Below are 23141 nucleotides of genomic sequence, written 5' to 3' on the forward strand. Positions count from 1 at the left end.
CCACGCCGCAGGGCTTCAATACCGGCGAACAATTCTTCCAGTACCTGAAGGACGCGTTCGACGTGCTGTACGAGGAAGGCGACCCCAGCGGACAGGACAGCCCCAAGATGCTGTCGATCGGCATGCACTGCCGCCTGCTCGGCCGCCCGGGCCGCTTCCGCGCGCTGCAGCGCTTCCTCGACTATGTGCAGGGTCACGACAAGGTGTGGATCTGCCGCCGTGTCGACATCGCCCGCCACTGGGCCGATACCCACCCCTACACCCCCCGGAACCAAGCATGAGCCAGACCTACACCATCGCCCAACTCAACACCATGCCTGTCGCGGAGTTCGTGCAGGTGCTGGGCGGCATCTACGAACATTCGCCGTGGTTTGCCGAAACCGCTGCCACGCAACGGCCCTTCGCCGACGGTGCCGCGCTGGCACTGGCACTGCGCAAGGCCGTCGATGAAGCCGGCGAGGCGGCCCAACTCAAGCTGGTGCGCGCCCACCCGGAGCTGGCCGGCAAGGCCGCCGTGCGCGGCGAGCTGACCGCCGAATCCACGCGCGAGCAAAGCGGTGCCGGCCTGAACCTGTGCACGCCCGAGGAGTTCGACCGCCTGCAGGCGCTTAACGCGGCCTACAACCAGAAGTTCGGCTTCCCGTTCATCCTCGCCGTGCGCGGCTACGACCGCCACGGGATCATCGCTGAGTTCGCGCGCCGCCTGGAAAACACGCCGCAGCAAGAGTTGCAAACATGCATCAACCAGATCCATCGCATTGCGCAGTTCCGGCTTGACGACTTAGTATCCGCCTGAGCAAAAAAGCGTCACCTGTATAACAAAAAACGCTGTACCCGATGCCGCCGGCACCCCATGCACCACCCATCACCGAGCCAAGCCAGGCGGCACGAATAAAAGCACCAAGACATTAGAAGAACCCGACAGGGACCCAGTACACAACGTTCCAAGCAGGATCGATCAAACCACGGAGGTCTAACAATGCAGAAGCAGTACAAGCCGGCACTAAAGCTGGCGGCGGTAGCGGCTACCCTTTTTTCCGGCGCGGCCATGGCCCAGTCCAGCGTCACGCTGTACGGCCAGGCTGACATGTTCGTCGGCGGCGTCAAGAGCCCGGGCTCGGGCGAGCGCGCATGGGTGGCCAACTCGGGCGGTATGCAGACGTCCTACTGGGGCATCAAGGGCACCGAAGACCTGGGCGGCGGCACCAAGGCCATCTTCGACCTGAACGGGTTCTTCCGCACGGACAGCGGCAACAGCGGCCGCTTCAACGGCGACTCGATGTTCAGCCGCAACGCGTACGTCGGCCTGCAGAATGACAAGCTGGGTACGTTGAAGCTGGGCCGCAACACCACCCCGTACTTCATCTCGACCATCCTGTTCAACCCGCTGGTCGACTCGTATGTGTTCTCGCCGACCATCTTCCACACCTACTTCGGTTCCGCCAGCAATGGCGTGGTGGATCCGGGCATCATCGGCGACTCGGGCTGGAGCAACTCGGTGCTGTACTCCACCCCGAACTTCGGCGGCCTGAGCGCGAACCTGATCTACTCGGCAGGCGAGAAGGCAGGTGCCGCGGGCCAGAACAAGTGGGGCGGCAACCTGATGTACTTCAACGGGCCGTTCGCCGCGACCGTAGCGTTCCAGCAGGTCCGCTTCAACGCGGTTCCCGACGACCTGTCGGTAGCAGGCCTGAGCCGCCAGGACGCTGTGCTGGGCGGCATCACGTACGACTTCAAGGTGGTCAAGCTGTTCGCCCAGGGCCAGTACATCAAGACCAAGGCCAGCACGGCCGCCAGCGGCGACATCAAGCACACCAACGGTCAGGTCGGGGCCTCGGTGCCGGTCGGTGCCGGCAACGTGCTGGCGTCCTACGCCTATGGCAAGACCGAGAACGCGATCGGTGACTTCAAGCGCAACACGTTTGCCGTCGCCTACGACTACAACCTGTCCAAGCGCACCGACGTCTACGCCGCCTACTACTACGACAAGATCACCGGCATCGAGCACGGCGATACCTTCGGCGTGGGCATGCGTCACAAGTTCTGATGACGTAACCGCCTCACCGGCAGCCCTGGAGCCCGCCCTTCCGGCGGGCTTTTTCATTGCCGCGTGCGCATCACACAGCGCGGAAATCTGCCGCCGAAATGCTGCGCCGCGCCATCGCATGCCGCCAGGGAACACGGATCGAAAGCCGGCATTTCATAGGTGGATTCAATTGGAAGGCCTCCTTCCCGCTTCCTAGATTGGTGATCCGGACCTCAAAAACGACATTGAGCGAGGTGATACATGCGGCGATATCCGAAGACCCGTTCCGAACTGATGGCCATCCTGAACCAGTGCCTCGACAACAACCCCGAGTGCGGCGAATGCGAACTGCACGCGGTGCGAATGCACCAGCCTGACCATACCGGATGCAACTGGAGCGCCGAGGTCGATTTCCCGCAAGAATCCGTCGACAACCTGGGCACGCAGCTCGCCGCGGCCAAGTCGATCATTGTCGTGATGCGCGAGCAGTACAACGTGCTGCAATAGCCACCGATCCCGCCGCGCGCCCTGTGCGCTTGCCGCGGAGCAGCATCAAAGAAAAAGCCGGGTCATCAGACCCGGCTTTTTACATTGGCTCACGCCTGTCAGCGCATCAGCGCACCGCGTTGCTCTCCGCCACCGCCACGGCCGTCATGTTGACGATCCGGCGCGTAGTGGCCTGCGGGTTCAGGATGTGCACCGGCTTGGCCGCGCCCAGCAGGATCGGGCCCACCGTGACGCCCTGCCCGCCCGTGATCTTGAGCAGGTTGAAGGCGATATTGGCGGCATCCAGCGTCGGCATCACCAGCAGGTTGGCGCTGCCGGCCAGCTTGGTCGACGGCAGGAAGTGGCGGCGCACGTCTTCGTCCAGGGCAGCGTCGCCCTGCATCTCGCCTTCCACTTCCAGGTGCGGTGCCAGCTTGGCCAGGATTCCCGCAGCCTCGCGCATCTTGCGCGCCGACGGACGGGTAGAGGAGCCGAACATCGAGTGCGACATCAGCGCGACCTTGGGAACGAGGCCGAAGCGCGCGATTTCCTCAGCGGCCAGTTGCGTGATCGCGGCCAGTTCGTCGGCGGTGGGATCGTCATTGACGAAGGTGTCGGTGATGAACAGCGTATGCTTTTCCAGCATCAGCGCATTCATCGCAGCGAACACCTTGGCGCCCGGCGCCAGGCCGATCACGTCGCGCACGTGCTCGAGGTGTGCCTCGAAGCGGCCCACCGTGCCGCACAGCAGCGCATCGGCATCGCCCATGTGAATCAGCATGGCGCCGATCAGCGTGTTGGAGCGGCGCAGTGCCACCTTGGCCATGTCCGGCGTCACGCCGTCGCGGCCGCGCAGGGCCTGGTAGGCCTCGTGGTAGGCGCGATAGCGCGGGTCTTCTTCCGGATTGACCAGATCGAAGTCCACCCCGGCCTTGAGGCGCAGGCCGGCCTTCTCGATGCGCATCTGGATCACGTGCGGGCGGCCGATCAGGGTGGGGCGGGCCAGCCCTTCGTCCACCACGGTCTGCACGGCACGCAGCACGCGCTCTTCCTCGCCCTCGGCGTAGGCGACGCGCTTGGGCGCGGCCTTGGCGGCCGAGAACACCGGCTTCATGATCAGGCCGGTGTGATAGACATAGGTGGACAGCTGCTGGCGATACGCTTCGAGGTCCTTGATCGGGCGCGTGGCCACGCCGGATTCTTCCGCGGCCTTGGCCACCGCCGGCGCGATCTTCTCGATCAGGCGCTGGTCGAACGGGGTCGGGATGATGTAGTCCGGGCCGAACTTCAGCTCACGGCCGCCGTAGGCGGCGGCAACGGCGTCGTTCAGCTCGGCCTCGGCCAGCTCGGCGATGGCCTTGACGCAGGCCAGCTTCATCGCTTCCGTGATCTTGGTCGCGCCGCAATCCAGTGCGCCGCGGAAGATGTACGGGAAGCACAGCACGTTGTTGACCTGGTTCGGGTAGTCCGAACGGCCGGTGGCGATGATGCAGTCCGGGCGCGCGGCCTTGGCCACTTCCGGGCGGATTTCCGGCTCGGGGTTGGCCAGCGCCAGGATGATGGGCTTGTCGGCCATGGTCTTGACCATCTCGGCGGTCAGCACGCCGGCGGTCGAGCAACCCAGGAAGACGTCGGCGCCGTTGACGATATCCGCCAGCGTGCGGGCCGACGTGTCCTGCGCGTAGCGGGCCTTGTTGGCCTCCATGCTGGCATCGCGGCCCACATAGATCACGCCCTTCGAGTCCACCACCGAGATGTTCTCGCGCGTCACGCCGAGGCTCACCATCGTATCGAGGCACGCAATCGCAGCCGCGCCGGCGCCCGATACGGCCATCTTCACCTTGGCAATGTCCTTGCCCACGATCTTCAGGCCGTTCAGCAGCGCCGCGGTCGAAATAATGGCGGTGCCGTGCTGGTCGTCGTGGAAGACGGGGATGTTCATGCGCTCGCGCAGCTTCTGCTCGATGTAGAAGCATTCCGGTGCCTTGATGTCTTCCAGGTTCACGCCGCCCAGCGTGGGCTCGAGCGCGGCAACGATCTCGACGATCTTGTCCGGGTCGCGCGCATCGAGTTCGATGTCGAACACGTCGATGCCGGCGAACTTCTTGAACAGGCAGCCCTTGCCCTCCATCACCGGCTTGCCGGCCAGCGGGCCGATATCGCCCAGGCCCAGCACGGCGGTGCCATTGGTGACCACGGCCACCAGGTTGGCGCGCGAGGTGTACTCGGCGGCGGTGGCGGGGTCCTTGGCGATTTCCTCGCAGGCATAGGCCACGCCCGGCGAGTAGGCCAGCGACAGGTCGCGCTGGTTGGACAGCGCCTTGGTCGCGGTTACCTGGATCTTTCCCTTGGTCGGGCTGCGGTGGTATTCCAGCGCAGCGAGGCGCAGTTGCGCTTCAGGACTGTTCGGGGCATGTTGCGGTGCATCACCGCTATTCTTGCTGCTCATTGGCTCGTCCGGAAAATGGCCCGGACCGGAAGCGCCCCTCTCCCGCCAAGATCCGGCTCGGCCCCGATCGAGAAATCTCAGGATACGGGCCGGCAGCGAAGGACAACGCCTGGCAGCGAAACTGACGATTCCGGCAGACAGGCCGGAAAAATCGAGCAACCATTCTAGCCCACGTGTCCGCGCAAAGTACCACCAGGGCCCGCCTGCAGGCCGTTTTTTGGGTGGATTATTCCAGTTAAACAGCTTTTACCATTGCGTATGCAATGCAGGTGCAGACGCATGCCCCTGCATGCATCCGCACGCATCGCCTGTCCGGGACGACGTGGCCGGCCCTGGCCGCCCTACTTTGCGTTCTTCTCGACCTCCAGCGTCACCCGGCGCGGACGGCCGCTCTCGGCCGGGAAGTCGGTAAAGGCGCTGCGGATCAGGTAGGGCATGACCGCCGGCAGGCTGCCGTTCTCGGTCTGGTTCTGCGCGGTGACCTGGTAGATCCGCTTGCCGCTGGCCGCATCCCTGAAATACACGCGCAGGCTGGAGAACGTCACCGACACGTCGCGCACCACGGTCTGCGGCGGCCAGTAGCCCGGCCCCCATGGGCCCCACGGACCCCAGGGCCCGTACGGGCGGTAATAGCCAGGCCCCCAGTACGGGCCCCACGGGCCGTACCATGGGTCCGGGTAGACGGTCTCGGCCACGCGCACGATGCCGGGCGCGGCATCGAAGTCCATGCTGACGCGATAGCGCGCCTGTTTCGCCGGCACCTGCTCGAAGCCGATCCCCGCCAGCGCCGCGGCCAGCCACTGCTCATAGGTCTGGCGGTCCAGCTGCGCGGCCTGCTCGGCGCTGCGCTCGAAGCTGTAGGTGCGCGGCGCATCGTTCTGCCAGCCGGGCTGGCTGAACGCCGTGACATCGGTCACCACCGTGCTGGCGCACCCCGACAGCAGCAGCGCCGCCAGCAACGCCATCGCCCCCCACCACCTGCGCGGCCCCGCCGCTCCTGCATTGCCGACACCGCCTGCGCGCTGCCACATAGTGCTACCTCGCTTTCCTCTGAATACCCACGTGTCTCTGAGACCACGCCGCCGGCGCGGAATTCCCCGCAGCTTGCCGATGCCGTGCTGCGCCGGGCCGCGCCCCGACCCCTTGGCTACAATGAGGACTTCAGCGCCATGCTTCGCTGCCGCGCGCATGGCCCGCCCCCTTTCCTAACGGTCTTCCGAAGACAGGATCTTTCCATGCTGCGCACCGACACGCCCGTTACCGTCTATCGCAAGGACTATACCCCGCCGCCGTTCGCCATCGACCACGCCGAGCTGGTGCTGGACCTCGATCCCCAGCGCACCGTGGTCACCAGCACGCTGCGCTTCGCGCGCCAGGCCGGCGCGCCCGATGCACCGCTGGTGCTGGCCGGCGAGGAGCTCGAACTGATCGGCGTCAGCCTGGACGGCAAGCCGGTCGCCAACGCGACCCAGGATGCCGGCACGCTGACCATCCCCGGCCTGCCGGCGCAGGGCACGCTGGAGATCACCACCGCCTGCCAGCCCGCGGCCAATACCACGCTGTCGGGCCTGTACGTGTCCAACGGCAACTTCTTCACCCAGTGCGAAGCCGAGGGCTTTCGCCGCATCACCTACTTCCTGGACCGCCCCGACGTGATGGCGACCTACCGCGTCACGCTGCGCGCCGACCGCGCCGCCTATCCGGTGCTGCTGTCCAACGGCAACCTGGTGAGCCAGCGCGAACTGCCCGACGGCCGCCACGCAGCCGTATGGGAAGACCCGTTCCGCAAGCCGGCCTACCTGTTCGCGCTGGTCGCGGGCAAGCTCGAACGCATCGAGGAACGGATCCAGTCCGCCTCCGGCAAGGACAAGCTGCTGCAGGTCTGGGTCGAGGCGCGCGACCTCGACAAGACCCGCCACGCCATGGATTCGCTGATCCATTCGATCCGCTGGGACGAGCGCCGCTTCGGGCTGGAACTGGACCTTGACCGCTTCATGATCGTCGCCGTGGGCGACTTCAACATGGGCGCGATGGAAAACAAGGGCCTGAACATCTTCAACACCAAGTACGTGCTGGCCAACGCGCAGACCGCCACCGACACCGACTTCGCCAATATCGAGGCGGTGGTCGGCCATGAGTACTTCCACAACTGGACCGGCAACCGCGTGACCTGCCGCGACTGGTTCCAGCTTTCGCTCAAGGAAGGCCTGACGGTGTTCCGCGACCAGGAGTTCTCGGCCGACATGATGGGCTCGGAATCCGGCCGCGCGGTCAAGCGCATCGAGGACGTGCGCGTGCTGCGCCAGGTGCAGTTCCCCGAAGATGCCGGCCCGATGGCACACCCGGTGCGCCCCGACAGCTACGAAGAGATCAACAACTTCTACACGGTCACCGTGTACGAGAAAGGCGCCGAAGTCGTGCGCATGTACCAGACCCTGCTCGGCCGCGACGGCTTCCGCAAGGGCATGGACCTGTACTTCCAGCGCCATGACGGCCAGGCCGTCACCTGCGACGACTTCCGCGCGGCGATGGCCGATGCCAACGGCCGCGACCTGAGCCAGTTCGGCCTGTGGTACAGCCAGGCCGGCACCCCGGTGGTGACGGCGCGCACGGACTGGAACGGCGACGACGGCAGCCTGACGCTGACGCTGTCGCAGCGCTGCCCCAAGGTCGGCATCGAGACCCGCGCCGGCACGCCCGAGAAGCAGCCCTTCCATATCCCGTTCGCGCTCGGCCTGCTTGGCGCAGACGGCAAGGACCTGCCGCTGCAGCTCGAAGGCGAAAGCACGCCCGGAGCGACCACGCGCGTGCTCGACTTCACGCAGGCCGAGCAGAGCTTCCGCTTCATCAACCTGCCGCGCGGCGCCAGTGCCCCGCTGCCCTCGCTGCTGCGCAACTTCTCGGCGCCGGTGATCGTCGATGCCGAGTACACCGACGCGCAGCTGACCTTCCAGCTGTCGCACGACAGCGATGCCTTCAACCGCTGGGAAGCCGGCCAGCGCCTGGCCACGCGCGCGCTGCTGCAGCTGGTGGCCGACGTCCAGGCCGGGCGCGAGCTCAAGCTCGAGCCCGCGCTGGTGCAGGCCATGCGCGCCGTGCTGACCGACGACACGCTCAATCCCGCCTTCCGCGAACAGGCGCTGGTGCTGCCCGCCGAGGCCTACCTGGCCGAGCGCATGGGCGTGGCCGATCCCGCCGCCATCCACCGCGCGCGCCAGTTCATGCGCGAAGGCCTGGCGCGCGCGCTGCAGGCCGACTGGCTCGCCGCCTACGAGGGCAACGCCACGCCGGGCGCCTACTCGCCCGATGCCACTTCCGCCGCCAGGCGCGCACTGCGCAACCTTGCGCTCGGCTACCTGGCCGACAGCGGCGATGCCGCGATGCAGGCGCTGGCCGAGCAGCAGTACCAGAACGCCGACAACATGACCGATCGCTTCGCCGCGCTGTCGGCGCTGGTCAACAGCTTCGCCCCCGGGCGCGAGCATGCGCTGGCGGACTTCTACGAGCGCTTCGAGGACGACCCGCTGGTGATCGACAAATGGTTCTCGCTGCAAGGTATGCAGCGCGGTGAAGTCGGCCCGCACGCCGGCAAGCGCACCATCGACACCGTGCGCGCGCTGATGGAGCACCCCGCCTTCAACCTGCGCAACCCCAACCGCGCGCGTTCGCTGATCTTCAGCTTCTGCTCCGGCAACCCGGCCCAGTTCCACGCCCAGGACGGCTCGGGCTACCGCTTCTGGGCCGACCAGGTGCTGGCGCTCGACGCCATCAACCCGCAAGTGGCGGCGCGCCTGGCACGCGTGATGGACCGCTGGCAGAAGTACGAACTGGCGCTGCGCGACCGCATGCGCGCCGAACTGGAACGCGTCGCCGCCAGCAGTACGCTGTCGCGCGACGTGCGCGAGATCGTCGGCAAGGCGCTGGCCGCCTGAGCGGCGGGAACGACACAAGGAGGCCCGCCAACGCCCCCTTTGCCCGGCCCGGCGCGGCCGGGCATGTAGAATTGCGGCCATCCAAGGAGAACCAACCATGACTCGCATCAGCCTCACCCGCTACCTGGTCGAGGAGCAGCGCAAGCACAACACGATCCAGCCCGAACTGCGGCTGCTGATCGAAGTGGTCGCGCGCGCCTGCAAGGCCATTTCCAACGCCGTCAGCAAGGGCGCCCTCGCCGGCGTGCTGGGCTCGGCCGGCACCGGCAACGTCCAGGGCGAAACCCAGCAGAAGCTGGACGTGATCGCCAATGAAGTGCTGCTCGACGCCAACGAATGGGGCGGCCACCTCGCCGCCATGGCGTCCGAAGAAATGGAATCGTTCTACGAGATTCCCAACCGCTACCCGAAGGGCGAATACCTGCTGATGTTCGACCCGCTGGACGGCTCGTCGAACATTGACGTCAACGTCTCGATCGGCACCATCTTCTCGGTGCTGCACATGCCCAAGCCGGGCCAGACCGTGACCGAGGCCGACTTCATGCAGCCCGGCACCCACCAGGTCGCCGCCGGCTACGCCGTCTACGGCCCGCAGACCACCCTGGTGCTGACCGTCGGCAACGGCGTGCACATGTTCACGCTGGACCGCGAGGCAGGCAGCTTCGTGCTGACGCACTCCAACGTGACGATCCCGGACGACACCAAGGAATTCGCCATCAACATGTCGAACATGCGCCACTGGGCCCCGCCCGTGCGCCGCTATATCGACGAATGCCTGGCTGGCGAAGAAGGCCCGCGCGGCAAGAACTTCAACATGCGCTGGGTCGCCTCGATGGTCGCCGATGTGCACCGCATCCTGACCCGCGGCGGCGTCTTCATGTACCCGTGGGACAAGCGCGAGCCGGAAAAACCGGGCAAGCTGCGCCTGATGTACGAAGCCAACCCGATGGCCATGCTGGTCGAACAGGCCGGCGGCGCCGCCACCAACGGCCACCAGCGCATCATGGACGTGCAGCCCGAAAAACTGCACCAGCGCGTCTCCGTGATCCTGGGCTCCAAGAACGAAGTGGAACGCGTCACCCGCTACCACCTGGAAGCCGAAGGCAAGGCCTGATTCCGGCCACGCGGCAATAAGACGGGGCGCCCAGGTGGCGCCCCGTTTTCTTTTGGCCCCGGCCGGATGGCACGGGCGACACAAAAGGGGTTCACAAGGCGGAAAAACGCTGCTACTATTGCGGGCTGTTCCAGTTCACCGGAACATGTTGCCGAAGTAGCTCAGTCGGTAGAGCAGCTCATTCGTAATGAGAAGGTCGGGGGTTCGATTCCTCTCTTCGGCACCAAAGAATTCCAGGGCATCGCCCACACAAGCAAACCCGGACAGCGTCACGCTCTCCGGGTTTTTTGTTGCCTGTGATCCGGCAAAGCCGGCGGTAGCAGCTGGCGCCCCAGCCGTTGCGCCCACCAGTAGCGGAAGGGATGATCGAAGTCGGGATAAAGCACCGGCTGGCTGAAGCAGCCGGCACGCTTCATCAGAAGGTAGGCAGCAAGCATGGCCGCCCAAAAAACTAGCAGTTCCACGATAACGGCCACCCTTGGATTTACAGGTGGCTGTTTTCATTATAGGTAGCCGTCTACCCCAGGGGGACGATGACGCACCCGTGCAAACCCTAGGGTGTGTTCCCTCAATACACATCCGGAACGATCATCTCCTTCGGCACCGGCTGCCGCACATAGTCCTCATGCCGTTCGCGCCCCGGCAGCACCACGCTGGGCGCCTCCACTTCCGCATAGGGGACCTGGCTCAGCAGGTGATGGATGCAGTTCAGCCGCGCGCGCTTCTTGTCGTCGGCCTGCACCACCCACCACGGCGCCTCGGCAATATGCGTGCGCTCGAGCATGATTTCCTTGGCCTTGGTGTAGTCCTCCCAGCGGCGCTGTGATTCCAGGTCCATCGGGCTCAGCTTCCACTGCTTGAGCGGATCGTGGATGCGGCTGAGGAAGCGCAAACGCTGTTCGTCGTGCGTGATCGAAAACCAGTACTTGATCACCTGGATGCCGGAGCGCACCAGCATCTTTTCGAACTCGGGCACGGAGCGGAAGAACTCTTCGTACTGGTCGTCGGAGCAGAAGCCCATCACGCGCTCGACGCCGGCGCGGTTGTACCAGCTGCGGTCGAACAGCACGATCTCGCCGGCGGCGGGCAAGTGCGCCACGTAGCGCTGGAAGTACCACTGGGTGCGTTCGCGGTCGTTGGGCGCGGGCAGCGCCGCCACGCGGCAGACGCGCGGGTTCAGGCGCTGCGTGATGCGCTTGATCACGCCGCCCTTGCCGGCGGCGTCGCGTCCTTCGAAGATGATGACGATCTTGTGCCCGGTGGCGGCCACCCAGCTCTGCAGCCGCACCAGTTCGCCCTGCAGGCGGAACAGCTCGCGGAAATAATGCCGGCGGCTGTCCTGCTCGCCCTCGTCGTCCAGGTGCACCGGATCGCCGAAGGCCTCGCTGGCTTCGCGGTCGTCCAGTTCCAGTTCGATCTCTTCGTCGTAGTAGTCGGCCACCTCGTTGTGGATGCGCCGCACCAATTCTGCTTCGCCCGGTCTCATCTGATCTGCTCCCTGTGGATACAACGCGGTGCGGCGATACTCGCATGCCCGTATTGCAGCCGCGTGAAAACGGGGCAGGCAACCCGCCCTGCCCCGCCTTCCTGCCTGTCCCTGCAGATTACGCCAGTTACGCCGCTGGATTGATGTTGTGGTTGTGGCGGAACAGGTTGCCCGGATCATAGCGCCGCTTCACCTCGACCAGCCGCTCGTAGTTGGGCCCGTAGGCCGCGCCGATGCGGTCGGTTTCTTCCTGCGTCAGGAAGTTCACATAGACGCTGCCCAGTGCGAAGGGCGCTGCCGCACGGAACACTTCACGGGCCCAGCTGATGCACTTGTCGTCATCAGCGGGCGCATCCCAGCGCCCGTGCAGGTTCATGATGAAGTTGGCGTCGCGGCTGGCGTAAGCAGTGGCATCGGGCGCGACGCGGTTGGTCTGCCCGCCCATGGCGCCGATAAAGACCTCGCATTGCGGCGAGGGCAGCTTGCCGATCTGCTCGATCAGCATCGTGATCAGGCCGTCGTCCAGCCCGGCGAAGTTGTGCGATTTCCAGTAGTTGCGCGCTCCCGGCGTCAGCAATGGATCGAAGGCCTGCTGCCATGCCGTAAGCGGCATCGGCCCGAGATGCTCGCCATAGGGCGTGCCGAGCTTGCGCAACGGCTCGACCAGTTCGGGGCCTTTGTCAGGCGGGCCGATATAGCAGATCGCCAGTGCCGCAACCGGCTTGCCGTGCGTCTCGGGCGGCAGGAACGGCAGCGGCGGCGCCTGGCGCAGCACCACCCAGACGGTCAGCTCGTCAGGCATCGACTTGAACAGTTCACGGTAGGCCGGCAACACCGCGGCGGCCTGTTCCAGCGGATAGACGATCAGCCCGCCATAGACCTCGGGGCCGACCGGGTGCAGCCGGAACTCGAACATCGTCACCACGCCGAAGTTGCCGCCGCCGCCGCGCAGCGCCCAGAACAGGTCGGCGTTCTCGTCGGCGCTGGCGCGCACCAGCTTGCCGTCGGCGGTCACGACCTGTGCCGACACCAGGTTGTCGACGGTGGTGCCGAACTTGCGGCTGAGCCAGCCGAAGCCGCCGCCGAGCGTCAGCCCGGCCACGCCGGTGGTGGAGTTGATGCCCAGTGGCGTGGCGAGGCCAAAGGCCTGCGCCTCGTGGTCGAAATCGCGCAGCGTGGCGCCGGGCTCCACATAGCCGCGTTGCGCGTGGGGATCGATGCGTACGGATTTCATTTGCGACAGGTCCAGCACCATGCCGTCCTCGCAGATCGCCAGCCCGCCGATATTGTGGCCGCCGCCGCGTATCGACAGCAGCACGCCATGGTCGCGCGCGAAGTTGACCGCGGCGATCACGTCGGCAGCACCCGCGGCCTGCACGATCAGTGGCGGACGGCGGTCGATCATCGCGTTCCAGATGCGGCGCGCTTCGTCGTAGCCGCTGTCGTCCGGCTGCAGCAGGCGCCCGCGCAGCTGCGCCTTGAGTGCCTCAATGTGTTCCTGCGATGGCTGGGCCATAGTGTGCCTCCCGATGCTGGTTGGAAACATCGGACGGCGCGCGGCGTCTGGGTGCAGGGAAATGGCCACGAGGACCGATGACTAGATCATTTAAGGCAGTCACCGCTTGAATGTAAATGGGGCTTTGGCCCCACGCGCACAATCCCCATGGCAAGTGCCGCAACGCGATCATGCCGCCCCGCCACCCTGCCGGCCTATCATGAATGAACAGCCGGCACGGCGCCCTCGCGCCGTCCGTCTGCACCATGGACACAGCCAGCCACCCTCCCCTGTTCCTGTGCGGCGACGTGATGACCGGGCGCGGCATCGACCAGATCCTGGCGCATCCCAGCCAGCCGCTGCTGCATGAATCGTATGTGCATTCCGCGCTCGACTACGTGCGCCTGGCCGAGCACAAGACCGGCCCGATCGCGCGCCCCGCCGCGCCGGAATACCCCTGGGGCGATGCCCTGGCGGAACTGGAAAGCCGCGCTGCGCGGCCGCGCATCGTCAACCTGGAAACCGCCATCACCACCAGCGACGATGTCTGGCCCGGGAAGGCGGTGCACTATCGCATGCATCCGGGCAACATCGCCTGCCTGCAGGCCGCCGGCATCGACTGCGCGGTGCTGGCCAACAACCACGTGATGGACTGGGGACGCGCGGGCCTGACGGATACGCTGGCAGCGCTCGACGGCGCGCATATAGCGCATGCCGGCGCCGGCCCCGACGAGGCAAGCGCGGCGCACGCCGCACTGCTGCCGCGGCCCGGCGGCGGCCGCGTGCTGGTGCTGGCCCTCGCCATGGAAAATGCCGGCACTCCGGCGGCCTGGCGCGCCAGCGCCGGACATTCCGGCGTGAACCTCCTGGAAGACTGGTCGGCTGCATCGCGCGAACGCATTGCCGCGCAGGTGCGCAAGTTCAGGCGTGCCGGCGACGTCGTGGTGGTATCGATCCACTGGGGCCCGAACTGGGGCTACCACATCGACCCCGCGCAACGCGCCTTCGCCCGCGCGCTGGTGGAGGGCGGCGAAATCGACATCGTGCACGGGCATTCCTCGCATCATCCGCTGGGGATTGAGCTGCATGCCGGCAAGCCAATCCTGTATGGCTGCGGCGATTTCATCAACGACTACGAAGGCATTGGTGGCTACGACGAATACCGGCCGGACCTGGCGCTGATGGCCTTCGTCAGCTTCGATGCCGGCGGCAGCGCCGACCTGCGGCTGGTGCCGTTGCGGCGCAGCCATTTCCGGCTGGCCTATGCGCGCGAAGTGGATATGGCGTGGCTGCAGTCCATGTTTGAAGACGAGGGACGGGCACTCGGCACACGGGTGGAGCGCAGCGGATTGCATGAACTGCGCTTGTGGGCGGCTTGAGCCTCAGCCCATGAAAAAGCCCGCCGTTGCGGCGGGCTGCCCGAAAGCCAATCGCCACGCGTCAGTGGCGATGGATCATGTGGTCAAGCCATGTGCGCACCGACTGCTCCTGCTGCTGCAGCGTCGGGTTCTTTTCCCGCAACATCCAGATGGCAAATGCGGCGCACGCAACAAGGGTGATCAGGACCAGCACGGTAATCAAGGTGGCGGCCATCGCAACCTCCTTTGGCTAATGGTTGCACCTTCAGTGTAGTTCGCCTGGCAGCCGTCACAAAAAGCAGAAAGGCCAGCCTTGATGGCTGGCCTTCCGGTTATTCCAGTGCCACGTGAGTTGGTTCCGTGTAACGCTTCCGCAGAGTGCTGATCCGCTTCTTCATTCACTGCCCGACTCTAGCTCTCTCGCCCATCCTGCGGCACCCCAGGACATAACTGCAGCATAGTACAAATCCCCGCGGATGACAGCGCGCGTTCAGCCGACGATGATGCGGTCGTCGACCAGGCGGATCTGGCCGCCAGGCTTGTCTTCCATCACTTTGAGCACGCGGCTGCCTACCTGCAGCGTGACGCCGCCATGGATGCGGCGCGCGGCGTCGATCACGGCATCGGCGGCCGGCTGCATCTGCTGCCCCAGCTCGGTCAGGCGTGCCTCAAGCTCGAACAGGTCGCGCGACAGCTTGAACAGGGTCGCGCGCGCCTTCTCGCGCAGGTCGCCCACGGCCTTCTCGGGGTGCTTGGCAAAGAAATCCACCAGCTGCTTGACCTTGTTCTGCTCTGCCAGCATGCGGCGGCGCTCGGCTTCCAGCGCGGCGCGCTGTGCGTCGGCAAAGGGATTCAGGCCGACCTGGATGCTGGTGGCGGTGCCGGCCGGAGCGCCCAGCACCGCGGCGCGCACCGCCAGCAAGGCACGGCTGCGGCCGCCGCTGATGCTGCCCTGCGCGCCGGTGCCGCCCACCACGATGCGCTCGCCGGCAGCAACATCGCTCTGCCGGATGCCGCTTTCGACGGTGACCTCGGTGCCGGCCTCGACCACGGCGTTCTCGATAAAGCGCGCCTTCACCGCGCCCTTGCAGCGCACGCTGGCGCGGCTGATGCCGCCTTCGGCGCGGCCGGTGTCGGCCTTGCCGATGATGCCGCCCTTGACGATCACATTGCCGCCGGCCTCGACATTGGCGGCTTCGATGGTGCCCTCGACCACAACGTCGCCGCTGACATTGACCGACATGCCGGTGCGGATGTCGCCCGACACGCGCAGCGTGCCGTCGAACGCCACGTTGCCTGAGTGCAGGTCGACCGATTCCACCTGCACCACGGGGCTGACCGAGATGCCGTGCACGCCCACCATCGGCGATCCTGCGATCACTGCGCGCAGCAGCTCCGCATCGTCGGCATCGGCGGCAGCGCCGGTCAGGCCTTCGGCAAAGGGCGGATCGTCGACCGGATCGGCGGCGACGGGCTTGCCAAATACGTCCACCCCGGCATTGCCCTGCACCGCCGGGATACGCCGCATCAGCGGCGTGCCGGGGCTGACCAGCAGCAGGTTGCCCAGGTCGCGCAGGTCGACCTTGCCGGCCTCGTCGTCAGGCTGCGCCGGCTTGCGCGGTTCGAGCAGGTTGATGAAGCGCGCCGGCTCACCCTGGCGCGGCGCGACGCCGGCGGCAATGGTGCGCAGCTCGCAACGGCCTTCGGCCAGCGCGGCGTCCAGTGCCAGGGTCTGGATCGGTGCCGCCACGCCGCGTTCCGCCACGGCGCGGCGGATGTCCTCGGCGCTGACCGGGCGGCCGCCCTCGGCTGGCAGCAGCGTCAGCCGCACGCCCAGGCCGTCGGCGGTGATGTCGAGCTCGAAGGCGCCGTCGATCAGCGTACCGATGGTGGCATCGATCTCATGCTCGGCGCGCTGGCATTGCGCCAGGAACTGCGCCACTGCGCGCAAATCCAGCCGCGCCCCGGCCCAGCCCAGGCTGTCCAGGCATTGGCGCAGGCTGGCCTGGTCCGGCGGCAGCCTGCCTGGCTGCGGCGTGTAGCGCGCATGCACCTGCTCGCCTGGCTCGGCAAGTTCCAGGCGCAAACCCGACTCATGCGTCATGCGTCCCCTGAATCGTCTTGTGCAGCCGCGCGGCGGGTGCCGGCGCTCCGCTTGTTATCGATCCATAAGCAACGGCAGGAGCGCTGAGAACTTTAGCGCACAACACGCCCCGACGGCGTCATCGCCACTCGACTTCAGGGGAACCCGCCGGACTTTTCGGTAAACTGTCGGCATTCCGGGACGCGCCGCGTCCCGCAGCCTGCGCAGTCCCCCTCATGTCAAATACCCACGAAATCCGCCCCGGCCAGTCCATCGAACTGCTCAAGGAACTCCATATCCTGACGCGCGACGGCAAGATGAACCAGGACAGCCGGCGCAAGCTCAAGCAGGTCTACCACCTGTTCCAGTTCATCGAACCGCTGCTGCAGGAGGTCAAGGCAGAGCGCGGCCGCGTCACGCTGGTGGACCACGGCGCCGGCAAGTCGTACCTGGGCTTTATCCTCTACGACCTGTTCTTCAAGGCGCTGCAGGACGACTCACACATCTTCGGCATCGAAACCCGTGAAGAACTGGTGAAGACCTCGCAGGCGCTGGCCGCGCGGCTGGGCTTTCCGGGGATGTCGTTCCTGAACCTGTCGGTGGCGGATTCGATCACGTCGCCGCAGTTGCCGCCCACCGTCGACGTCGTCACCGCGCTGCATGCGTGCAATACCGCGACCGACGACGCGATCCGCTTTGCGCTGGCCAAGCAGGCCCGCCATATCGTGCTGGTGCCCTGCTGCCAGGCCGAGGTGGCCAGCGTGCTGCGCAAGCACAAGGGCAAGCTGCTGGCAGGCAATCCGCTGACGGAGATCTGGCGCCATCCGCTGCATACGCGCGAATTCGGCAGCCAGGTGACTAATGTGCTGCGCTGCCTGCAGCTGGAGGCGCACGGCTACCAGGTCAACGTGACCGAGCTGGTGGGCTGGGAACACTCGATGAAGAACGAGCTGATCATCGCGCAGTACAAGGACCTGCCGCGCCGCCGCCCGGCCGAGCGGCTGGAAGAGGTGCTGGAAAGACTGGGGCTGGAAGAAATGCGCGAGCGCTTCTTCACCGCGCCGGCGTCGGCCGTGTAATCACGCTTCCCCGGGCTCGTCCTCGCCCGCCATCCAGCGCTGCCAGCCCTCGTGGCCCAGGCGGCGCATGGTGGCCTGGTTGCGCTCGTAGATATCCGCCGCATCCGGGAACGCCGCCGCCGCGCGGGCGATGGAATCCTCGCGCAGCAGGTGCAGGATCGGATACGGCGCACGGTTGGTGTAGTTCTCGATATCGTCCGGCTCGGTCCCGGCAAACTGGTACTGCGGATGGAAGCTGGCGATCTGCAGCGTGCCTTCCAGGCCGAGGCTGCGGAGCAGGCGCTCGGCAAAATACAGCAGGTCGTTGAAGTCGAGAAAATCGGCCACGGCATCCGGCAGGATCAACAGCGTGGTGTCGATCTGATCGGGGTCGGCGTCTGCCAGCAGGCGCAGTTCGCGCTCCAGGTCGTCCATCACGTCCGGCGCCTCGGTGACGGTGCTGACCACGTAGCGCACCTGCTCCTTCACATACACGCTCTTGGCGAACGGGCACAGGTTGAGCCCGATCACGGCGCGCTCCAGCCAGTGGCGGGTAGCGGCGATGACGGTGTCTGCGGAGTGAGTGGCGGAGGTCATGATGGCAAGGCGCGGCAAACCGTCATTCTAGCGCTGCCGCAGGCTCTATAATCCGCGGCGGAAACACCCCGCCCCCTGCCGAGCCTCCTGATGCCCTCTTCCGCCACTTCCTCCCCTTCCCAAGCCGGTCTCGACGTTGCCGTCATCGGCGGTGGACCGGCCGGCCTGATGGCGGCCGAAGTGCTGGCGGCGCAAGGTGCCAGCGTGGCCGTCTACGACGCGATGCCGTCGGTCGGGCGCAAGTTCCTGATGGCCGGCAAGGGCGGCATGAACCTGACCCATGCGGAGCCGGAGCCGGCCTTCCTGGGCCGCTATGGCGCCCGCACCGCACAGATCGCGCCGATGCTGGCGGGCTTCGGCCCGCAGGCCCTGCGCGACTGGGTGCACGGGCTTGGCATCGAAACCTTCATCGGCAGTTCCGGCCGCGTCTTCCCGACCGACATGAAGGCCGCGCCGATGCTGCGCGCGTGGCTGCACCGCCTGCGCGAGTCCGGGGTGCAGTTCCATATGCGCCACCGCTGGCTGGGCTGGGACGAGGGCGCGCCGCATGCGCTGCGCTTTGCCACGCCGCACGGTGAAACGGTCGTGCAGGCGCGCGCGGTGGTGCTGGCGCTGGGCGGTGCCAGCTGGGCAAGGCTGGGATCGGATGGTGCGTGGGTGCCGCGGCTGGCCGAGCGCGGCGTCGAGATTGCGCCGCTGCGGCCTGCCAACTGCGGCTTTGATGTAGCGTGGAGCGAGGCGTTTGCCGAGCGCTTTGCCGGCGAGCCGGTCAAGCCCGTCGCCATCGCCCTGACTGACCGCGACGGACAAGCGCACTACCGCCAGGGCGAGTTCGTCATCAGCGCCACCGGCATGGAAGGCAGCCTGGTCTACGCGCTGTCCGCACCGATCCGCGACCGCATCGAAGCCGATGGCGACGCCACCATCCACCTTGACCTGCTGCCGGCGCACAGCGCCGAACACGTCAGCGCGCAGGTAAAGCATCCGCGAGGCGCGCGCTCGCTGTCGAGCCACCTGCAAAGCCGGCTTGGCCTCACCGGCGTCAAGGCCGGGCTGCTGCGTGAATGCCTGTCGAAGGAAGCGATGCACGATGCCGACACGCTGGCCGCATCGATCAAGGCGCTGCCGCTGCAGCTGCTGCGCCCGCGGCCCATCGACGAAGTCATCAGCAGCGCTGGCGGCGTGCGATTCGAAGCGATGGATGAAGGGTTGATGCTGCGCGCGCTGCCGGGCGTGTTCTGCGCGGGCGAGATGCTGGACTGGGAAGCGCCCACCGGCGGCTACCTGCTGACGGCGTGCTTTGCCAGCGGGCGCACCGCGGCGCTCGGCGCCGCGGCTTACCTGCAGCAGGCTTAGGCGGGCTTGCCGCCGACGATGCTAAGCGCCACGGCCTCGGCCACTTCGATGCCGTCGATCGCCGCGGAGTAGATGCCGCCGGCATAACCCGCGCCTTCGCCCGCCGGGTACAGGCCCTTCACATTGATGCTCTGGTAGTCATCGTTGTTGCGGCGGATGCGCAGCGGCGACGAGGTGCGCGTCTCCACCCCGGTCAGCACGGCATCATGCAGGGCAAATCCAGGCAGCTTCTTATCGATCTCGGGAATGCCCTCGCGGATCGCCGCGATCACGTAGTCAGGCAGCGACGTGCTCAGGTCGGTCGGCGTCACGCCGGGCTTGTACGAAGGCTCGACCGAACCCAGCGAGGTCGATGCCCGGCCCGCGATGAAATCGCCCACCAGCTGGCCCGGCGCGCAGTAGTTGCTGCCGCCAAGTTCGAACGCGCGCTCTTCCCACTTGCGCTGGAATTCGATGCCGGCGAGCGGCCCGCCGGGATAGTCCTCCGGCGTGATGCCGACCACGATGCCGGCATTGGCGTTGCGCTCGGCGCGCTTGTACTGGCTCATGCCGTTGGTGACCACGCGGCCCGGCTCCGACGCTGCCGCCACCACCGTGCCGCCCGGGCACATGCAGAAGCTGTACACCGACCGCCCGTTGCTGCAGTGATGCACCACCTTGTAGTCGGCCGCGCCCAGCAGCTTGTTGCCGGCGAACTTGCCGAAACGGCTGCGGTTGATCAGCCCCTGCGGATGCTCGATGCGGAAGCCCAGCGAGAACGGCTTGGCCTCCATGAACACGCCGCGCTCATGCAGCATCTCGAAGGTATCGCGCGCGCTGTGGCCCACCGCCATGATGACGTGGTCGGCTTCCAGGTATTCGCCGGTGGACAGCTTCAGGCCGCGCACCTGGCCGCCATCGATGTCGATATCGTCCACGCGCGTCTCGAAGCGGATCTCGCCACCCAGCTCGGTGATCTCGGCGCGCATCTTCTCGACCATGCTCACCAGGCGGAAGGTGCCGATATGCGGGCGTGCCTTGTACAGGATGTCTTCGGGCGCGCCGGCGCGCACGAACTCGTTGAGCACCTTGCGGCCATAATGCTTCGGGTCCTTGATCTGGCTGTACAGCTTGCCGTCCGAGAACGTGCCCGCGCCGCCTTCGCCAAACTGCACGTTCGACTCGGGGTTGAGCACGCTCTTGCGCCACAGGCCGAAGGTGTCCCTGGTGCGCTCGCGCACTGCCTTGCCGCGCTCCAGGATGATGGGGCGGAAGCCCGACTGCGCCAGGATCAGCCCGGCCAGCAGGCCGCACGGGCCCATGCCGATCACCACCGGGCGCGGATGCGTGCTGCCCGCCTGCGCGCGCGCGACGAAGTGGTACGCCATGTCGGGCGTCACGCTCCAGTGCGGCTTGCCGGCCATGCGTTTGATTGCCGCGGCCTCGTCGCCGACCTCGATATCGATGATGTAGGTCAGCTTGATATCCGAGCGCTTGCGCGCATCGTGGGCACGGCGGAACACGGTATAGCCGATCAGGCCGTCTCCCTTGACGCCGATCTGCGCGGCGCTGGTGCGCACGGCGGCGTCCAGGTCGCTTTCGGTATGGTCGAGCGGGAGTTTGACTTCACTTAGACGTAGCATGGGGAACCCGAGAACTGCGGCCGGGGGGTTGGGCACACCAATGTGCCAGGCCGGCCGGAGCGCAATTTTATAGGCTTTCGGGCGCGGAGTCGGGAATCTGGCGGGATACGGGCTGGCGGGCCGGGCCGGTGCGGCGCCAGGACAACGCCAGCCAGGCTTGCAGCCGGGGCAGCCAACCCGGCGGGGCCGTGATTGACAATGCGCCGGCGCGGCTGGCCGACAGCGTCAGCCAGCCGCGCGCGGGCACGATCCACGTGTCGCCCGCGCGCAGGCGCCGCCGCGGCACGTAGCAGGTATCGGCCAGCCATTGCGGCGGCCCGGCTAGCTCCAGTTCCCCCGCGCCGGCATGCAGCACGGTGCCCGCCGCCACGCGCAGGCGCAGGCACTGGCCGGCCGAAAGCGGCACCACGGTTGAAGTGTCGTTGAGATCGCTTTGCATGACAGGACTCCGGTAACAGGCACAGGACTCCAGACTATCGACCGGCCAGCGCATGCGGCAGGCACACCGGTGTAGCGCCTGGACCGGAACAGCAACCAGGATTTCGCACTGTTACGATACAGGGGCCCCGCGTCTGTATCTGTACCGATGCGCCCGACCACGCCACGATCCCCCCATGGACACCACCCCGCTCTACCGCCAGGTTGCCGGCCACTACCGCCGCGCCATTGAATCCGGCACGCTCGCCGCCGGCGACCGCATGCCGTCGGTGCGTGCGCTGATGGCGTTGCACAGCGTGAGCCTGTCCACCGCGCTGCAGGCATGCAGGCAGCTCGAGAGCGACGGCTTGCTGGAAGCGCGGCCGCGCTCGGGCTATTTCGTTGCCGCGCCGCTGCGCGGGCCGCTGGCCGAACTGTCAGAGCCCGCCGCCGCGCTGCCGGACCCGGCCCAGTACGTCGGCATCCACCAGCGCATTTCAGGCTTGCTGGCACGCAGCCAGCATGAGCACGTGCATACCGATCTGGGCGGCGCCTATTGCGCGCCGTCGCTCTACCCGACCGAGGCCCTGCGCAGTGCCGCGGCGCGTGCGCTGCGCCGGCATCCGCAGCTGTTCGGCGAGGCGGTCGAGTCCGATGGCTACCAGCCGCTGCGCGCCGCGATTGCGCGCCAGGCGCTGCGCAACCGCGTGCAGCTGGCACCGGAAGAGATCGTCATCACGCACGGCTGCACCGAGGCGCTCAACCTCGCGCTGCGCGCGGTGGCAGGCCCGGGCGACGTGATTGCGGTGGAGTCTCCGACCTACTACGGCCTGCTGCAGATCCTGGAAAGCCTGGGCATGCGCGCGCTGGAGATCCCGTGCAGCCCCCAGACCGGCATCTCGCTGGAGGCGCTGGAGCTGGCCGCGCAGCACTACGACAACATCCGCGCAGTGGCGGTGGTACCCAACCTGCAGAACCCGCTCGGCTGCATCATGCCGGACGCGCACAAGGCGCGGCTGGTGCAGTGGTGCGAGGCGCGCGGCATCGCGCTGATCGAGGACGACTGCTTCTCGGCCACCGCCGACAGCGACGCGCCGCCGGCCGCGGCCAAGGCCTGGGATGGCAGCGGCAACGTGATCCACTGCGCCTCGCTGCACAAGGTGCTGGCGCCCGGCATGCGCCTGGGCTGGATCGCCGCCGGCAAATGGCAGGCGCGGGTGGAAATGCTCAAGTTCGGCCTGTCGCGGCCCAACGAGATGCTGTCACAGATGGCGGCCGCTGACTTCCTGGCTTCCGGCGCGCACGACCGCCACCTGCGCCGGCTGCGCACCCGGCTGCGCGCGCAGCGCGAATGGTTCGCGCAGGCCATCGCCGCCAGCTTTCCCGCCGGCACGCGGCTGGGGTCCCCGCGCGGCGGCATGCACCTGTGGGTGGAACTGCCCGCCCAGGTATCGTCCGAAGCGGTGTTCGACCAGGCGCTGCAGGCCGGCATCCGCGTGATGCCGGGCGTGATGTTCTCCAACGCCGGCCGCTTCGACCACTGCCTGCGCGTCAACTGCGGCACGCCGCGCTCGGCGCAGATCGAGCGGGCACTGGGCACGCTGGCCGCCATCGTGCAGCGGCTGGCAGGCTAGCCCTGGCGCCTGCCTGCAATATCCCTCC

18 protein-coding genes, 1 tRNA gene and 1 pseudogene are annotated in these 23141 nt (G+C 66.9%); 11 read left to right on the top strand and 9 right to left on the bottom strand.

The annotated features are described in order from the left end of the window. The 4 genes and pseudogenes from CF68_RS13435 to CF68_RS13450 all read left to right on the top strand — a co-directional run. A pseudogene (locus tag CF68_RS13435) lies at positions 1-281 on the top strand (allantoinase); the annotation flags it as partial. Continuing rightward, the gene (gene uraD, locus CF68_RS13440; protein ID WP_035819552.1) at positions 278-796 is read left to right on the top strand and encodes a 2-oxo-4-hydroxy-4-carboxy-5-ureidoimidazoline decarboxylase; all 519 of its coding nucleotides are present in this window, start codon (positions 278-280) and stop codon (positions 794-796) included. The pseudogene CF68_RS13435 and the gene uraD, both read left to right, overlap by 4 nt. Positions 797-979: 183 nt before the next feature. After that, positions 980-2047 (top strand): porin, encoded by a 1068-nt coding sequence (locus tag CF68_RS13445; protein ID WP_035819554.1) that lies wholly within the window; start codon positions 980-982, stop codon positions 2045-2047. 240 nt (positions 2048-2287) lie between these two features. Continuing rightward, on the top strand, positions 2288-2533 hold the full coding sequence (locus CF68_RS13450) for a hypothetical protein (RefSeq protein ID WP_010809178.1): 246 nt from the start codon (positions 2288-2290) through the stop codon (positions 2531-2533). 106 nt (positions 2534-2639) lie between these two features. On the opposite strand, the gene CF68_RS13455 is transcribed toward CF68_RS13450, so the two are convergent. Together CF68_RS13455 and CF68_RS13460 are read right to left on the bottom strand one after the other, a co-directional pair. After that, entirely contained in the window at positions 2640-4961 is a 2322-nt protein-coding gene (locus CF68_RS13455) for an NADP-dependent malic enzyme (RefSeq protein ID WP_035819556.1), read from the bottom strand. Positions 4962-5302: 341 nt separating this feature from the next. Next, positions 5303-5926 (bottom strand): DUF4136 domain-containing protein, encoded by a 624-nt coding sequence (locus tag CF68_RS13460; protein WP_035819558.1) that lies wholly within the window; start codon positions 5924-5926, stop codon positions 5303-5305. A 270-nt stretch (positions 5927-6196) separates the two neighbouring features. Here CF68_RS13460 and pepN point away from each other — a divergent pair, with 270 nt between their 5' ends. The 3 genes from pepN (at position 6197) to CF68_RS13475 (ending at position 10233) form a co-directional block, all read left to right on the top strand. Next, positions 6197-8893 carry an aminopeptidase N gene (gene pepN, locus CF68_RS13465; RefSeq protein WP_035819560.1) on the top strand — a complete coding sequence of 899 codons (2697 nt, stop codon included), beginning with the start codon at positions 6197-6199 and terminating at the stop codon, positions 8891-8893. Between the two features lie 97 nt (positions 8894-8990). Beyond that, entirely contained in the window at positions 8991-10007 is a 1017-nt protein-coding gene (locus tag CF68_RS13470) for a class 1 fructose-bisphosphatase (protein ID WP_013955968.1), read from the top strand. 150 nt (positions 10008-10157) lie between these two features. Continuing rightward, positions 10158-10233, top strand: a tRNA-Thr gene (locus CF68_RS13475). A 342-nt stretch (positions 10234-10575) separates the two neighbouring features. Here the strand turns inward: CF68_RS13475 and ppk2 are convergent. Together ppk2 and CF68_RS13490 are read right to left on the bottom strand one after the other, a co-directional pair. After that, the gene (gene ppk2 / locus CF68_RS13485) at positions 10576-11493 is read right to left on the bottom strand and encodes a polyphosphate kinase 2 (RefSeq protein ID WP_035819564.1); all 918 of its coding nucleotides are present in this window, start codon (positions 11491-11493) and stop codon (positions 10576-10578) included. 127 nt (positions 11494-11620) lie between these two features. Beyond that, on the bottom strand, positions 11621-13009 hold the full coding sequence (locus CF68_RS13490) for an FAD-binding oxidoreductase (protein ID WP_035819566.1): 1389 nt from the start codon (positions 13007-13009) through the stop codon (positions 11621-11623). Between the two features lie 245 nt (positions 13010-13254). On the opposite strand from CF68_RS13490, the gene CF68_RS13495 reads away from it, so the two are divergent. After that, positions 13255-14367 carry a CapA family protein gene (locus tag CF68_RS13495; protein WP_369798870.1) on the top strand — a complete coding sequence of 371 codons (1113 nt, stop codon included), beginning with the start codon at positions 13255-13257 and terminating at the stop codon, positions 14365-14367. Between the two features lie 61 nt (positions 14368-14428). Here the strand turns inward: CF68_RS13495 and CF68_RS37720 are convergent, their stop codons facing one another. Together CF68_RS37720 and CF68_RS13500 are read right to left on the bottom strand one after the other, a co-directional pair. Beyond that, a complete protein-coding gene (locus CF68_RS37720) occupies positions 14429-14581 on the bottom strand; it encodes a hypothetical protein (protein ID WP_200872560.1) in 153 nt (50 codons plus the stop codon). Positions 14582-14836: 255 nt separating this feature from the next. Beyond that, positions 14837-16450, bottom strand: a complete 1614-nt coding sequence (locus CF68_RS13500) for a DUF342 domain-containing protein (protein ID WP_035819570.1) — start codon at positions 16448-16450, stop codon at positions 14837-14839. 215 nt (positions 16451-16665) lie between these two features. Between CF68_RS13500 and CF68_RS13505 the strand changes: the two genes are divergently transcribed. After that, the gene (locus tag CF68_RS13505; RefSeq protein ID WP_035819572.1) at positions 16666-17508 is read left to right on the top strand and encodes an SAM-dependent methyltransferase; all 843 of its coding nucleotides are present in this window, start codon (positions 16666-16668) and stop codon (positions 17506-17508) included. Here CF68_RS13505 and CF68_RS13510 read toward each other — a convergent pair whose 3' ends face one another. Then, positions 17509-18084, bottom strand: coding sequence for a DUF1415 domain-containing protein (locus tag CF68_RS13510; protein WP_035819628.1), 576 nt, complete (start codon positions 18082-18084; stop codon positions 17509-17511). It abuts the gene before it with no gap. Positions 18085-18174: 90 nt separating this feature from the next. Here CF68_RS13510 and CF68_RS13515 point away from each other — a divergent pair, with 90 nt between their 5' ends. Then, positions 18175-19440 (top strand): TIGR03862 family flavoprotein, encoded by a 1266-nt coding sequence (locus CF68_RS13515; RefSeq protein ID WP_035819574.1) that lies wholly within the window; start codon positions 18175-18177, stop codon positions 19438-19440. Here the strand turns inward: CF68_RS13515 and CF68_RS13520 are convergent. Next, on the bottom strand, positions 19437-21062 hold the full coding sequence (locus CF68_RS13520) for an NAD(P)/FAD-dependent oxidoreductase (protein ID WP_035819576.1): 1626 nt from the start codon (positions 21060-21062) through the stop codon (positions 19437-19439). The genes CF68_RS13515 and CF68_RS13520 overlap by 4 nt on opposite strands. 67 nt (positions 21063-21129) lie before the next feature. Beyond that, positions 21130-21501 carry a hypothetical protein gene (locus tag CF68_RS13525; RefSeq protein ID WP_035819578.1) on the bottom strand — a complete coding sequence of 124 codons (372 nt, stop codon included), beginning with the start codon at positions 21499-21501 and terminating at the stop codon, positions 21130-21132. A gap of 175 nt (positions 21502-21676) precedes the next feature. On the opposite strand from CF68_RS13525, the gene CF68_RS13530 reads away from it, so the two are divergent. Next, positions 21677-23113: a PLP-dependent aminotransferase family protein gene (locus tag CF68_RS13530; protein ID WP_035819580.1), complete on the top strand. Its 1437-nt coding sequence runs from the start codon at positions 21677-21679 to the stop codon at positions 23111-23113. The last annotated feature ends 28 nt before the right edge of the window (positions 23114-23141 follow it).

The sequence above is a fragment of the Cupriavidus sp. SK-4 genome (assembly GCF_000611125.1).
Lineage (GTDB): Bacteria > Pseudomonadota > Gammaproteobacteria > Burkholderiales > Burkholderiaceae > Cupriavidus > Cupriavidus necator.

Excerpts from the sequence above, each read along its gene's own strand:
- CF68_RS13460 (WP_035819558.1), bottom strand. The coding sequence starts at position 5,926 with ATGGCGTTGCTGGCGGCGCTGCTGCTGTCGGGGTGCGCCAGCACGGTG.
- CF68_RS13515 (WP_035819574.1), top strand. The coding sequence starts at position 18,175 with ATGCCCTCTTCCGCCACTTCCTCCCCTTCCCAAGCCGGTCTCGACGTT.
- ppk2 (WP_035819564.1), bottom strand. The coding sequence starts at position 11,493 with ATGAGACCGGGCGAAGCAGAATTGGTGCGGCGCATCCACAACGAGGTG.
- CF68_RS13510 (WP_035819628.1), bottom strand. The coding sequence starts at position 18,084 with ATGACCTCCGCCACTCACTCCGCAGACACCGTCATCGCCGCTACCCGC.
- CF68_RS13530 (WP_035819580.1), top strand. The coding sequence starts at position 21,677 with ATGGACACCACCCCGCTCTACCGCCAGGTTGCCGGCCACTACCGCCGC.
- uraD (WP_035819552.1), top strand. The coding sequence starts at position 278 with ATGAGCCAGACCTACACCATCGCCCAACTCAACACCATGCCTGTCGCG.
- CF68_RS13445 (WP_035819554.1), top strand. The coding sequence starts at position 980 with ATGCAGAAGCAGTACAAGCCGGCACTAAAGCTGGCGGCGGTAGCGGCT.
- CF68_RS13490 (WP_035819566.1), bottom strand. The coding sequence starts at position 13,009 with ATGGCCCAGCCATCGCAGGAACACATTGAGGCACTCAAGGCGCAGCTG.
- CF68_RS13525 (WP_035819578.1), bottom strand. The coding sequence starts at position 21,501 with ATGCAAAGCGATCTCAACGACACTTCAACCGTGGTGCCGCTTTCGGCC.
- CF68_RS13520 (WP_035819576.1), bottom strand. The coding sequence starts at position 21,062 with ATGCTACGTCTAAGTGAAGTCAAACTCCCGCTCGACCATACCGAAAGC.
- CF68_RS13470 (WP_013955968.1), top strand. The coding sequence starts at position 8,991 with ATGACTCGCATCAGCCTCACCCGCTACCTGGTCGAGGAGCAGCGCAAG.
- CF68_RS13500 (WP_035819570.1), bottom strand. The coding sequence starts at position 16,450 with ATGACGCATGAGTCGGGTTTGCGCCTGGAACTTGCCGAGCCAGGCGAG.
- CF68_RS13450 (WP_010809178.1), top strand. The coding sequence starts at position 2,288 with ATGCGGCGATATCCGAAGACCCGTTCCGAACTGATGGCCATCCTGAAC.
- CF68_RS37720 (WP_200872560.1), bottom strand. The coding sequence starts at position 14,581 with ATGGCCGCCACCTTGATTACCGTGCTGGTCCTGATCACCCTTGTTGCG.
- CF68_RS13455 (WP_035819556.1), bottom strand. The coding sequence starts at position 4,961 with ATGAGCAGCAAGAATAGCGGTGATGCACCGCAACATGCCCCGAACAGT.
- pepN (WP_035819560.1), top strand. The coding sequence starts at position 6,197 with ATGCTGCGCACCGACACGCCCGTTACCGTCTATCGCAAGGACTATACC.
- CF68_RS13505 (WP_035819572.1), top strand. The coding sequence starts at position 16,666 with ATGTCAAATACCCACGAAATCCGCCCCGGCCAGTCCATCGAACTGCTC.
- CF68_RS13495 (WP_369798870.1), top strand. The coding sequence starts at position 13,255 with ATGGACACAGCCAGCCACCCTCCCCTGTTCCTGTGCGGCGACGTGATG.